At 53.7% G+C, this 12,156-nt stretch carries 11 protein-coding genes; 9 read left to right on the top strand and 2 right to left on the bottom strand.

Annotated features, from left to right (window positions below; all coding sequences use genetic code 11):
- Position 1: 1 nt before the first annotated feature.
- The 9 genes from gspF (at position 2) to gorA (ending at position 7,746) form a co-directional block, all read left to right on the top strand.
- Positions 2–1,210: a type II secretion system inner membrane protein GspF gene (gene gspF / locus WG929_RS09010; RefSeq protein ID WP_416205766.1), complete on the top strand. Its 1,209-nt coding sequence runs from the start codon at positions 2–4 to the stop codon at positions 1,208–1,210.
- 9 nt (positions 1,211–1,219) lie between these two features.
- On the top strand, positions 1,220–1,648 hold the full coding sequence (gene gspG, locus WG929_RS09005; protein WP_369854383.1) for a type II secretion system major pseudopilin GspG: 429 nt from the start codon (positions 1,220–1,222) through the stop codon (positions 1,646–1,648).
- Between the two features lie 45 nt (positions 1,649–1,693).
- The gene (gene gspH, locus WG929_RS09000) at positions 1,694–2,308 is read left to right on the top strand and encodes a type II secretion system minor pseudopilin GspH (RefSeq protein ID WP_369854382.1); all 615 of its coding nucleotides are present in this window, start codon (positions 1,694–1,696) and stop codon (positions 2,306–2,308) included.
- Positions 2,298–2,681, top strand: a complete 384-nt coding sequence (gene gspI / locus WG929_RS08995) for a type II secretion system minor pseudopilin GspI (protein WP_369854381.1) — start codon at positions 2,298–2,300, stop codon at positions 2,679–2,681. The genes gspH and gspI overlap by 11 nt, the downstream gene beginning before the upstream one ends.
- Positions 2,678–3,391: a type II secretion system minor pseudopilin GspJ gene (gspJ, locus tag WG929_RS08990; protein ID WP_369854380.1), complete on the top strand. Its 714-nt coding sequence runs from the start codon at positions 2,678–2,680 to the stop codon at positions 3,389–3,391. The genes gspI and gspJ overlap by 4 nt, the downstream gene beginning before the upstream one ends.
- Positions 3,391–4,443, top strand: coding sequence for a type II secretion system minor pseudopilin GspK (gene gspK, locus WG929_RS08985; RefSeq protein WP_369854379.1), 1,053 nt, complete (start codon positions 3,391–3,393; stop codon positions 4,441–4,443). The genes gspJ and gspK overlap by 1 nt, the downstream gene beginning before the upstream one ends.
- Positions 4,444–4,477: 34 nt before the next feature.
- Positions 4,478–5,680 (top strand): type II secretion system protein GspL, encoded by a 1,203-nt coding sequence (gspL, locus tag WG929_RS08980; RefSeq protein ID WP_416205765.1) that lies wholly within the window; start codon positions 4,478–4,480, stop codon positions 5,678–5,680.
- Positions 5,677–6,189, top strand: coding sequence for a type II secretion system protein M (locus WG929_RS08975; protein WP_416205764.1), 513 nt, complete (start codon positions 5,677–5,679; stop codon positions 6,187–6,189). The genes gspL and WG929_RS08975 overlap by 4 nt, the downstream gene beginning before the upstream one ends.
- 201 nt (positions 6,190–6,390) lie before the next feature.
- Positions 6,391–7,746 carry a glutathione-disulfide reductase gene (gorA, locus tag WG929_RS08970; RefSeq protein ID WP_369854376.1) on the top strand — a complete coding sequence of 452 codons (1,356 nt, stop codon included), beginning with the start codon at positions 6,391–6,393 and terminating at the stop codon, positions 7,744–7,746.
- A gap of 139 nt (positions 7,747–7,885) precedes the next feature.
- Here the strand turns inward: gorA and rapA are convergent, their stop codons facing one another.
- Together rapA and WG929_RS08960 are read right to left on the bottom strand one after the other, a co-directional pair.
- Positions 7,886–10,657, bottom strand: coding sequence for an RNA polymerase-associated protein RapA (gene rapA, locus WG929_RS08965; protein ID WP_416205763.1), 2,772 nt, complete (start codon positions 10,655–10,657; stop codon positions 7,886–7,888).
- 288 nt (positions 10,658–10,945) lie between these two features.
- Positions 10,946–11,998 (bottom strand): DNA-binding protein, encoded by a 1,053-nt coding sequence (locus tag WG929_RS08960; protein WP_369858003.1) that lies wholly within the window; start codon positions 11,996–11,998, stop codon positions 10,946–10,948.
- Positions 11,999–12,156 lie beyond the last annotated feature (158 nt).

The following is a 12,156-nucleotide window of genomic DNA, read 5'->3' as shown; positions in this document are numbered from 1 at the left end:
TATGGCTGCATTTCTTTATCAGGCGCTCGATGCAAAGGGCAAGCAGCTCAAAGGCGTGATTGAGGCCGACAGCGCTCGGCAGGTGCGTCAGAAGCTGCGTGACAAGGGTTGGATGCCACTATCGGTGGAATCAACCAGTGTCAAGCAGAAGAGCAGTGCCGGCGGACGAGGCCCCGGTATGTCGGTGCCGGATCTGGCATTATTGACGCGGCAGCTGGCAACCTTGATCGGTGCCGGATTACCCATTGATGAAGCGCTGAGAGCACTGTCCGAACAAACCGGCAAAGCCAAGATAAAGGCGATGATCCTGGCGATCAGAGCCAAGGTGCTGGAAGGCTACACCCTGGCCAAGGCATTGGCGGAATATCCCAAGGCCTTTCCGCATCTGTATCGATCAACGGTCAGTGCCGGCGAGCACGCCGGGCATCTGGATGGCGTCTTGAATCGTCTGGCCGATTACACCGAAGCACGGCAGGCTGCCGATCAGAAGATCAAGCTGGCGGCGATGTATCCTCTTATTCTCAGTATTGTGGCGATTGGCATCGTTGTTGGCCTGCTGACGTACGTTGTCCCCGACATTGTTGATGTGTTTGTGAAAAATGGTCAGGAACTACCAGCACTAACGCAATTTATGCTCGACCTCAGTCATCTGATTACCGATTACGGCCTGTATATTCTGATTGCCGTTGCCGCCGCCGTGCTCTTGTTTGGCCAGGCCATGCGAAGTCCGGTATTTCGGGGGAAATTTCATGCGTTTATGTTGGCAATACCTGGCATAGGTGGTTTTGCCAAGGATGCCAATACCGCACGTTTTGGCAGTACGTTGGCGATTCTGACCAGTTCCGGTGTGCCGCTGGTTGAAGCCATGCGTATCGCCAGTCAGGTGGTTGAAAACATACCAATCCAGAAAGCATTGGCAGAAGCTACGGTAGAAGTCAGCGAAGGTGGCAGTCTGCACAAGTCGCTGGATCACACCGGCTACTTTGCCCCGATCATGCTGCACATGATTGCCAGCGGTGAAAACAGTGGTGAGCTTGATGCCATGTTGGCAAAAACCGCCCAGCAGCAGGAAACTACGCTGGAAAATACAGTCTCAGCGATGGTCAAAATTTTTGAGCCCATGATGCTGCTGACCATGGGGGCGATTGTTGCCCTGATTGTTGCCGCTATCATGATGCCCATTCTTGAATTGCAAAATATGGTTCGTTAGGAGAAATACATGCAAACCCGCAAGCGCGTACAAGGTTTTACCCTGCTCGAAGTGATGGTGGTACTGGCTATCATTGGCAGCATCATGGCACTGGTCGCCACCAACATTATCGGTTCCGCAACGGATGCCCAGGTTAAAACCACCAAGAGCCAGATGAAGCTGATTGAGGGCGCTCTGGATATGTACAAGCTGGACAACTTCACCTACCCAACCACCGAACAAGGCCTGGAGGCATTGGTCAAGAAACCATCCTCTTCGCCGGAACCAAAAAACTACCGGAGCAGTGGTTACCTGAAAGGCAGCAAGGTGCCGACCGATGCCTGGGGTAATGAATTTTTGTATTACCTAGAGAAAGGTCAATACGAAATTGTCTCTCTGGGCGCGGATGGACAAGAAGGCGGTGAAGCAGAATACGCCGATATTTCTTATCCGGAATAATGTCTTACCTGGTGCCGGGCCTTGCCCGGCAAATGGTTCCTTGTTGTGACATCTCCCCGTCAGATCGTGTATCCACTCAGGTTGCGGCGTCAGTCGAGCGGATTTACCCTGCTTGAATTGATGGTTGTGCTGGTGATCATCGGTGGCCTGTTATCGTTGGTGAATCTGAATGCCAGCGACACCCAGATCCAGGATGAAACCGGGCGCTTTGCCACCACGCTGGTGATTGAGATGAATCTTTACCGGGAAGAAGCGGCCTATCGCAATCTTGACCTTGGTCTGGCAATGGATCGGGACGAGTTGATATTGCTGTCGTGGCAAGATGTTCGCCAGCAGGCCAACAAGGGCACTCTGTCAGTTGAAGAACTCAGCGAGATCGCCAAAAATCCCTGGCAGGCTTACTCCAGTGCTTCCCTGGGGGCACCCGAAGTGCCTGAAGGTATGACGATGACACTGGAGGTTGACGATGCCGAAGTCGACTTTGAAGCGTTGCTGGACAACGACAACGGTCCATTACCCGCCTTGCAGTTTCTATCATCCGAAGAATATACCGCGTTTGACCTGACCATCGGTCATGACGCTGACAGTCGCTTTGCCTTTGTCATTCATGGTGATGGATTTAATCCGGTCTGGAAGGAGCTGGTGCGTTATGAGCATTAACTCCAGATCAGGAGCGGGTGGTTTTACGCTGCTGGAAGTAATGATTGCACTGACCATTTTTGCCTCCATCGCCATTGTGATCAGTGGCACCACCAGCCAGGCCGCCAATACGCTGCTGACGCTGGAAAACAAAACGATGGCGTCCTGGGTCGCCGAAAATCGCCTCACCGAGATGCGTCTTAGTCATAGCCTGCCAAAAACAGGCTCCACCCGGGATTCCGTCAAAATGGTCAACCGTGAGTGGATTACTCTGACCAAGGTGGAAAAAACCGATTTTCCCGCTGTCGTGCGCGTGACTGTATCGGTGTCACTGGACAATGACCCTGATTATTCGCTTGTTAACCTCACTACGGTGATGGGTGAGCACGGATGATGCATCGTCCTCTGGGTTTTACCTTGCTGGAAGTGATTGTCGCCGTGGCCATCACGGCCTCAATCAGCGTCGGCTCGGTGCAACTGCTGAATACCATCATTGTGGCACGGGATTCGACGGAAGCACGGTCGGAACAGCTGGTCGCGTTGCAACGCCTGAATGCCGTTGTCAGTCGTGATGTCGAGCAATTCATCAATCGGCCTATTCTTGATGAGTACGGCGATGAGCAATCATCGCTGCGGCTCGAAGATGGCGATTACCTGCTGGAGCTGACCCGCACCGGCTGGCGCAATCGGCCCGGGATAGAAAATCCTCGCTCGGAATTACAGCGTATTGCCTACCGGCTGGAAAGCATCGACAGCGATACCTGTGAGGCGGCCAGGCGTCGACTCGCTGGTTGGGGAATAGAAGAACCTGAGGGTGATTGTCTGGTGCGTTATGTCTGGCCGGTACTGGATCGTGGTTACGACAGCGAGCCAAGAAGTATGGTGGTACTGGATCAGATAGATGGACTGCAAATATCCTTGCTGGCCGATACCATCAGTAGTGATGGCGAACGCACTGGCTCGGAGTGGTACAGCAGCTGGCCGGTATTGCAGAGCAGTAATGAATCCGTCATCCCACAAGGTCTGCGCTGGGAAATGACCTTGCCGGTGATTGGTGATGCAACGCGACTCTGGGTCCTTCCCCATGATGGCGAGGATCTCTGATGCGCCGCCAACAAACCGGAATAGCCTTGCTGATTGTGCTGCTGATTTTTGCCGTAGTCAGCGTTTTGGCAACGGTGCTGATTGAGCGCCAGTCGCGGGATATACAGCGTGCCACGGCGCAACTGGCACGACAGCAAGCGCGGGTGCTGTTGCAAGGCGTCGACAGCGTTGTCCGTAGTGGCCTGTATCTGGATTGGGAGAATGACCCGGATATCGACCATGGGCTGGAAGATTGGGCTATTGATCGTACCTTCCCGATGGATAACGGTCTGGTGTTTGTTCGTATTGCCGATGCCCAGGGTAAATTCAATCTCAACTGGTTGGCACCGGCTGCTAACAATCATACCGTGTGGCAACAGCGCTTTTATAATCTGCTGAATGAACTGGGGCTGGATGTTGATATCGCCGGGCGACTGGCTAACTGGATGGACGCCGACAGCCAGGTCGAGAACGATTATCTCAGCCTGGAGCCGTCCTATCGGCCAGCCTACCATACGTGCAAACATACCTCGGATCTGATGTTGCTCGAAGGCGTCGATCTCGATACCTATACTGCCCTGGAACCCTATGTGGTGTGCCTGCCGGTGACCACCCAGCTCAATATCAATACCGCGTCGGAGCTGGTGATGTCCGCACTGGATGCGAACTTCTCCATTGCCGATGCACAAGCGGTTGTTACCGCTCGTGGTGATAGCGGCCTGGCCAGTGTCAGTGATTTTATGGCGCTGGATGCCGTCAAAGGTTTTGCTTCAGGTGAAGACAACAGCACAACAGACAATACTGACGACTCTGACAATCAAAACAGCAGTACAAGCTCATCCAGCACCGCCAAAAACAAATGGTCAGCGGATGATTTCACCATCAAGACAGAATATTTTGAAGTGTTTGGTCGGGTAGATATAGGCACCTCCGGCGACTGGTCTGGCACCTGTGAATTCCTGCTGAAACGGGATGCCGGTAATGGCAACTTCAGCACCCTGTATCGCGACTATTCCCGTCGGGAGGCAAGACGTTTACCAGAGTTGCCCAACCAGAACGTATTGACCAATTAAACCTAAGCGTAAGTGATATGCAGCGAGAAACAGCATGAACACAATCAAAGTGAGCTGGCACGGGCGTGACGCCCAGTGGCTGGTGACGGATATCAGCAGCAATGCCGGCCCGGCTCGCAGCCTTGAAAGCTGGGCTGCAGAACAGCCCGAGCTGACCCAGATACGCATGGTGCTGTCGGCCGCCAATTACAGCTGTCACTGGATCGAGCTGCCAGGTGTATCTGGCCGACATCTGGCGCGGGCCTTACCTTTTGCGTTGGAAGAAAACCTGATCAACGACATCAGTGAATACCTCATCGTTCCAGCTGGCAAGATAGGAATCCGGGCACGGGCCTACGTAGCCTCCTGCGATCTGGTCGAACGCTTGCTGGAGCAAGCCGAACATTTACACCTCAGCGTGCGCGAGCTGATACCGGAAACCCAGCTGTTACCGGAAGCACCCACGGCGGTCTGGCAGGATCAGGGCTGGCTGGTAAAGTTGCCTGGTGTGTTTGAAGGTTGGGTGAATGAATTTGCCATGATGCCGGTGCTGGAATCGGTACTGGAAAACCAGCACGATCTGGGCATACTGACCATTCATGCGGCGGGTCTTGATCAAGCCAATCTGCTGCGCACCACCATTGAAACCGGGTTTGCCGATGCCTTTGAGCGCATTGATATTTCCTCCGCCGCCAGTGAATCACCGCTGTCGTTAACCGCCAATACGCGCATGGTTAATATGCTGGTTGGCCCGTTTCAGATTCGCCAGACGCAGGAAGACAATCCGCGCTCCTGGTGGCGACCATTGGCAGCCATGACCGCAGCCTGCCTGGTGATCGCAGCTGCGACGCTGTTTGTTCAGAATCAACACCTGAGCAGTCAGGGACAGTATGTTTATCAACAAAGCCTGTCACTCTATAAACAACTGTTTCCCGGCGTTCGGGTGCGGGCGCTGGAGAGGGAGTTTCGCGGCAAGTTGGCGGAAGGGAATGGTAACTCCAGTCATGGCTTCGCTTATCTGATTAATGTCACTGCCAGTGCCTTTCAGGCAGTCAATATCAAAACCATCAAACTGGACTCAGCACGTTATAACGAGCGGCAGCAAGAGCTGGTTATCGAGGTTCAGGCCAGTAATCTCAACGATTTACAGACCTTGCGACAAGCCTTGTCCGAGCGAGGTCTGAGTGCTGAAGTGGCGTCGGCCAGCAACGAGAACAACCTGGTTAAAGGTCGCCTGAAAATAGGAGAGTCGGCATGAGTTCATTGCTTGAGCTGCGCCAGCGCCTGACTGCCATTCCGCAGGTTCAGAGTGCAACAAACTGGTATGGCGCATTACCACCGCGCGACCGTCTGGTGGTTCGCGTTCTTGCCTGGCTGTTGGCTGCCGCACTGGTCTATGTACTGGTGCTTGCCCCCTTGATACGGGAAAACCACATGGTGCAGCGGGATCTGACCAAAAAACTGGAAGTCTACAATTTGATTGCGGAAAACGCAGGCAAGTTTGGCGGGGCATCGCTCGATAAAACATCAGGGCCAATTCTGCCATTGGTGACACAGGCCGCACGCAGCGGCAATATCAAGCTGGATCGGTACGAGCAGGATGGCAACGGCGTGCGTATCTGGATCGACAAAATCGAATTTGATGTATTTATCGCCTGGGTTGAATCCTTGCAAATTCGTCACAGTATCCGGGTTAGCCAGATCACCGTCGATGCAGCCGAGATGCCTGGTCGGGTTGATGTGCGGGCTACGTTGGCGAGTGACTGACGACGCTGCCGGATCGCTTGACAAAGAATGGCTACCAATTGATAGCTTATAGCTATAACAATTTCGCAATTGACCCGAAACAAGCTAGCATGTGGCCCAGATTCCATTGCAGAGTGGCAGCCCGAACTATACTGCTTCGGGTGTCGACTGCAGTTATTTGACTGGCTCCCCGAAGCGGCTGGTCACTCACGGAGAACCCTTATGTCGTTTGATTTTGATTTGCTGGTGATAGGTGCCGGTTCCGGTGGCGTGCGTGCCTCACGTATGGCCGCTGCCAAAGGAGCAAAAGCTGCCGTGGTGGAGAACCGTTACCTAGGTGGCACCTGCGTTAACGTCGGCTGTGTCCCCAAAAAGCTGTTTGTCTATGCCTCGGAATACGCCGAAAAATTTGCCGAAGCAAAAGGGTTCGGTATTGACGGAGAATTAAAAAGTTTCGACTGGCCGACCCTGCGTGACAACAAAACCCGTGAGATAGAACGTCTGAACGGCATCTACGGCACGATGCTGGGTAACGCTGGTGTCACCACAATTAACGGCACCGCCAGCATCAAAGATGTCCACACCGTTACCGTCGAAGGTAAGGATTACAGCGCCGAGCGCATTCTGATCGCCACTGGTGGCTGGCCTTTCAAGCCGGATGTTCCCGGAGCAGATCTGGCCATCACTTCCAACGAAGCCTTTTTTCTCGAAACCTTCCCACAACGCGTTGTCGTCGTCGGTGGGGGCTATATCGCCGTGGAGTTCGCCGGTATTTTTAATGGCCTTGGTGCTGAGACAGATTTGCTGTATCGCGGCGAACAAATTTTGCGAGGTTTTGATTCCGGCGTACAGGCCTTTGCCGCCGAGCAGATTGCCAATAAAGGGATTCGTATTCAGACCCACGCCGACATCGAGGCAATCAGCAAGAATGAGCAGGGAGAACTTGTCTGCAAACTGAACAATGGCGACACATTGATCACTGACTGTGTGATGTACGCAACCGGTCGGCGGCCGATGACCGATGGCCTGAACCTGGCAGCCCTGGGGGTTGAAACCCGCCAGGACGGTACTATTGTTGCGGATGATTTTTTCCGTACATCGGTGCCAAGTATTTACGCACTGGGTGATGTGATTGGAACGCCCGCATTAACGCCAGTAGCACTGGCTCAAGGGATGAAGTTTGTTGGTCAACAGTTTGACAATGATACCCAGCCTCTGTCGTACGACAACATCGCCACCGCTGTTTTTTGTCAGCCCAATATTGCTACGGTAGGTCTGACCGAAGACGCTGCTGCCGAGCAGTTTGCCGGTGATCTGAGTGTGTACGAATCCAGCTTTCGTCCGATGAAACATACCATCAGCGGCATGCCGGAGCGTTCTTACATGAAGTTGCTGGTGCAAACCAGCACAGACAAGGTACTGGGTGTGCATATGGTAGGTGCGGATGCGGGTGAAATAATGCAGGGCCTGGCGGTTGCCATCAACGCCGGTGCTACCAAGGCCGTGTTTGACAGCACCATCGGCATCCATCCAACGGCAGCGGAGGAGTTTGTTACCATGCGGTCGAGGGCACGTTAACCTGTCGTAGGGACCGGCACCGTCCGTGTCCGTAAACCGGCACCGTCCGTGTCCGTAAACCGGCACCGTCCGTGTCCGTAAACCGGCACCGTCCGTGTCGGCGGTGCACAAAATTCACCGCCGTCACGGACAGCCACGGTTAGCCGCAGAATACCAAGCGTACGCTGTCCATTTGCAGCTGGGCGGTTTCAATGGCTGTCAGTACCGAGAGGCGCTCCTGCTGTACATCAGTAATCAGTTGCGCTGGAATATTCGGGTTGTGCTGCGCCAGCGCTTGCAGACGCTGAAGGCGATCGTCAAAGGCTTCGTTGGCCTTGTTCGTCGCTCGCTGAATCATTTTGCCTAGCTGGCCGCCACCCAGTTTCTCAAGCTTGTGAATCAGCGGCTTGATCTCGTTCATCTTCTGTTCTGCCAGCCCCTTCGCAGTACCGCGTTTCAGAGGCAAGACAAACCCAGCCAAGTCTGGCTCGTTCACCTTCAGCTCACCCTTTGGGGTAAAGGTGAGGTGCATGGCGTCTGCTGGCAAATAGCGTTCAATCTGCAGATGCTTGGGGGCAGGGCAGGAGGCCACAAACTGTAATTGAATGAAGCAATCACCGGTTTTGTAATCGTGCTGCTCGACGTACCCGACGGAAGCATTACCAATAGGGCCGCTGGTGATCAGCTCCAGTGCCTGGTCTACAAACGGATGTTCCCAGCTGAGGAACTGCACATCATCGCGAGCCAGTGCCACTTCGCGGCGAGTGGTCGCCATAAAGCCGTCTTCCGGCAAGTATGGCAGATCCGGCACCAACATATGATCGCCGGGTGCCAGAGTGATGCAATCGTTGCCAAGATCAGCGACTTCAACACCAAAGGCGTCCGCAAACAGTTCAATAAAATCATTGAGTTCGGCTTCGTCTTCGATATGGGTAATGGTCATATCCCGAGCCAGCGAGCGGGAGCGTTTCGGGTGACAGGAGTGCAACTCCAGCAAGCGGTCACGTCCTTGCTCAAGTTGTTGCTGCAGTTCGATACATTCGTTGCTGAGCGTCTTGATCAGATCGTCAAGGTTGCCACCGGTCAGTACCGCGTCGTGCACCTGCTGACGATGGCGCTCCAGCAGAGTTTGTGCGGCCGGATTGGGCTGAGTAAACACATCCAGACCCTGATGCAACAGCTGCTGCCAACGGCCGGTCGCATGATCCTCAAATGCCAGACTATGAATCTGGATCTCACTGGCCTGGCCAATACGGTCAAGACGGCCGATACGCTGCTCGATCAGATCGCAGTTAAACGGCAAGTCAAATAACACCAGGTGATGAGCAAACTGGAAGTTACGGCCTTCGCTGCCAATTTCAGAGCAGAGCAACAGTCGCGCTCCCTGCTCTGTATCGGCAAAGTAGGCGGCTGCACGATCGCGCTCGACCAGATCCATTTGCTCATGGAACACCGCCACTTGCATGCCGTGTTTTTCCCAGAGATAGGCCTCCAGGTCGAGCACTGTGCTGGCGTGATGACAGATCAGCACCAGTTTGGATTTACCGGTTTGTTTTAACAGCGAGATCAGGCTGCTGACTCGTGGATCGTCCAGCCACCACTGCGCCTGGCCACGCTCGGGAAACAAGACCGCATTGATATCGTCTGGAGTTGGTTCGTAGGCCGGAGCAGCAAGTTGGCTCAAATTGGCGATGCGAGCAGGGAAGCCGGCGACACCATGGCGGGTGTTACGGAACATTGCCCGGCCAGGGCCACGTCGGTCTATCAGGGTATCAAGCAAACGGTTACGACCGTTGTCCTGCTCCAGTTCTGCTGCCATGTCTGGCAGCAGCTGCTGTAATTGGAGCTGTTGATCGGCGTTCAGTGTCTCGTTTTCGACCAGTGCACCGGCCAGTTCGGCAATCGGCTGGTAGGCCTGTTGCTCTGTGAGGAATTCTTCCAGTGACGGGTAGCGTTCGGGATCCAGCAACCGTAAACGGGCAAAGTGACCTTCAATGCCCAGCTGCTCCGGGGTGGCGGTCAGGAGCAGAATACCAGCACTGGCTTCAGCCAGATTCTCTACCAGCTGATAGGCGGGATCCTGATGTTCTGGCGTCCAGGTCAGATGGTGGGCTTCATCCACAACAATCATGTCCCAGTCGGCGTTGATCATGGCAACCGCCACGTCGGGTTCGTCCGCCAGAGACATGGGGCACAGATGGAGTTGGGAGCCGCCAAACAGATCGGTATTACCGTCTTCAATCGCTTCATCTATATCGGCTTGCTGCAAGATGCTGAAGCGCAGATTAAAGCGGCGAATCATTTCAACCAGCCACTGGTGCAGCAGATGATCCGGCACCAGTACCAACACCCGCTGGATACGTTGTTGCAGTAACAGCCGGTGTAAGATCAAGCCGGCTTCAATGGTTTTACCCAGGCCAACTTCATCGGCGAGCAGCACTCGGGGAATAGCATCCTGAGTAACTTGCTGGGCAATATACAATTGATGTGGCAGCAAGTTGGTACGAGCGCCCAGCAGGCCATAGAAAGGGCGCTGGCGTAATTTGGTGATTTGCTGAAAACACAGCTGGCGTAGTTCATACAGACTGTTGTTGTCGATCTGGCCAGAAAACAGGCGATCAGCCGGCTGATTAAGCTGGATGGCACCGCTGAGCTGGATTTCAGAAACCGAGCGGCCGTTAGTGAAATAGAAAGCGATGTCGTCCATCACTTCAACATCATCGACCTCAATGACTGAGCCATCCTGAAGCGGCACGATATCACCAACTTTGAAAATTACCCGGGTCAGCGGCGCATTGTGGCTTGCGTAAGTGCGAACATCGTCAATTGTAGGAAAATAGAGAGTGACAGACCGAAAATCGACGCTTTGAACAAGACCCAAACCGAGATCGGTTTCAGCTTCGCTGATCCAACGCTGGCCAACTGCATACATAGTGATATTTATCCCGAGCTTTAAACAAGAACAGACGTCAGAGCGTGTGAGTTGCAAAACAGATCAAACGCCCGCGAGCGGCGCGAAGTCTACCGCATGCTCGCTTGTGAGGCCATGGAGACCGGCTGTTTGATGCGGGTTTCTGTGGGCGATAGATATTTTGGCGTATCAGCATGAATCAATGCCAGTACCCGTAAATGTCGGCAGCGCAAAAAAACTCCAATACTTCCGATAATTGATATTATCGGAAATATTTGGTTGAGCAGTTTGGGCGGGCTATTAACGTATTTATTTAGGTTCTATTCCTGCCAGCTGGATCTCCAATTGCCGGATCCGGCCCAGGCTTATTGCTCCAGCTTCCGCCAGTTGGCGATTGTCAGCTGCCAGTCTTTCCTGTTCGGCGTTGCTGTTGACCACTGCCTGCGTGGCGCTTTCCAATAGCCCGTTCAGCCGCTGCTGTTCGTTTTGCTGTTCGGTCAGTTGTTGGCGGCTGGCGTCCAGGGACTCAAGGATATCCTTGTACTGCTGTTGTAGCTGGGCCAATCCGGTACGGCTGTGCTGCAGATGAATATCCGTTTCTCTGTGCGCCTGAATTTCTTTGTTCAGGGCTTGCTTCAAGGTATCAGCTTGCTGCGTTTGCTGTTCCAGTTGTTGTGCCTGGTTGGTATTGAGCGTGATCAGCTGGTGATGACTTGCTTGTGCTGCGGCCAGTTGTTGCTGCAAATCCATCAGTCTGTTTTCCAACTGCTGCCGGGAAAACTGGAATTGGTCGCGTTCCTGTTGGCGATCGCTGGCGATCTGCTGCTGGTAATGCTCGAAGTGCTCCCGGATGTCGCGGCTTTCCTGGCGCAGTTCGGTAATGGTTGCTCGGCACTCGACCAGTTGCTGGCGGGCTTCATCCAGTGTCGCGTCGCTTTTCACCAATTTCAGACTCTTCTGCTCCAGCGCCTGTGAAACCTGCTTGCGTTCGGTCTTGAGTCTTTCGACCCGCTCATCCGTATGGGCTTTTTCAGTCTCGGTCTGTTGCTGCAAAGCAACGACTTGTGCCAACTGCTGTTGCATTGCTGTCAGTTGTTGCTGGGTATCGGCCTCGATTTGGGCCACCTTTTTGTCGGCCAGTCCCTGGGTGTGTGCATGCACCGATTTGAGTGCTTGCACTAGCTCAACCGGCAGTCCGTCACTAGCTGTGCTCTCTTCGCGCTGCTGTCTCCAGCGTTTCAGCAAAGGCGCAATGGTGCTCTTGCTGCCAGTGCCGAGGTATTCCCGAACCTTGTCGACGGTGGGCTCTGTACCGGATTGGCTGATGGCATCGGCTGCCTGTTGTATGTCGCTGTATGCCACGCCTGCTCGTCCCATTTTTCCGCCTCAAAAACATATTACGTATTATGTAATATTACATAATTTTTCTAAAAAATACTTTTTTGATTGGTAAAAAATTAACCTACGATAATCAATGTTATCGTTGGTTAATGGATTGAGCCTTAAATTTTCGACTTGTA

This window comes from Oceanobacter antarcticus (assembly GCF_044962685.1).
Classification (GTDB): domain Bacteria; phylum Pseudomonadota; class Gammaproteobacteria; order Pseudomonadales; family Oceanobacteraceae; genus Oceanobacter; species Oceanobacter antarcticus.
Note: the sequence above shows the minus strand (reverse complement) of the source record. Positions and strands in the feature narration are given on the sequence as shown.

What these genes read in the sequence shown, in the direction of transcription:
- gspF (WP_416205766.1), top strand. Translation starts at nt 2, where the DNA reads ATGGCTGCATTTCTTTATCAGGCGCTCGATGCAAAGGGCAAGCAGCTC.
- gspG (WP_369854383.1), top strand. Translation starts at nt 1,220, where the DNA reads ATGCAAACCCGCAAGCGCGTACAAGGTTTTACCCTGCTCGAAGTGATG.
- gspI (WP_369854381.1), top strand. Translation starts at nt 2,298, where the DNA reads ATGAGCATTAACTCCAGATCAGGAGCGGGTGGTTTTACGCTGCTGGAA.
- gspJ (WP_369854380.1), top strand. Translation starts at nt 2,678, where the DNA reads ATGATGCATCGTCCTCTGGGTTTTACCTTGCTGGAAGTGATTGTCGCC.
- gspK (WP_369854379.1), top strand. Translation starts at nt 3,391, where the DNA reads ATGCGCCGCCAACAAACCGGAATAGCCTTGCTGATTGTGCTGCTGATT.
- gspL (WP_416205765.1), top strand. Translation starts at nt 4,478, where the DNA reads ATGAACACAATCAAAGTGAGCTGGCACGGGCGTGACGCCCAGTGGCTG.
- WG929_RS08975 (WP_416205764.1), top strand. Translation starts at nt 5,677, where the DNA reads ATGAGTTCATTGCTTGAGCTGCGCCAGCGCCTGACTGCCATTCCGCAG.
- gorA (WP_369854376.1), top strand. Translation starts at nt 6,391, where the DNA reads ATGTCGTTTGATTTTGATTTGCTGGTGATAGGTGCCGGTTCCGGTGGC.
- rapA (WP_416205763.1), bottom strand. Translation starts at nt 10,657, where the DNA reads ATGTATGCAGTTGGCCAGCGTTGGATCAGCGAAGCTGAAACCGATCTC.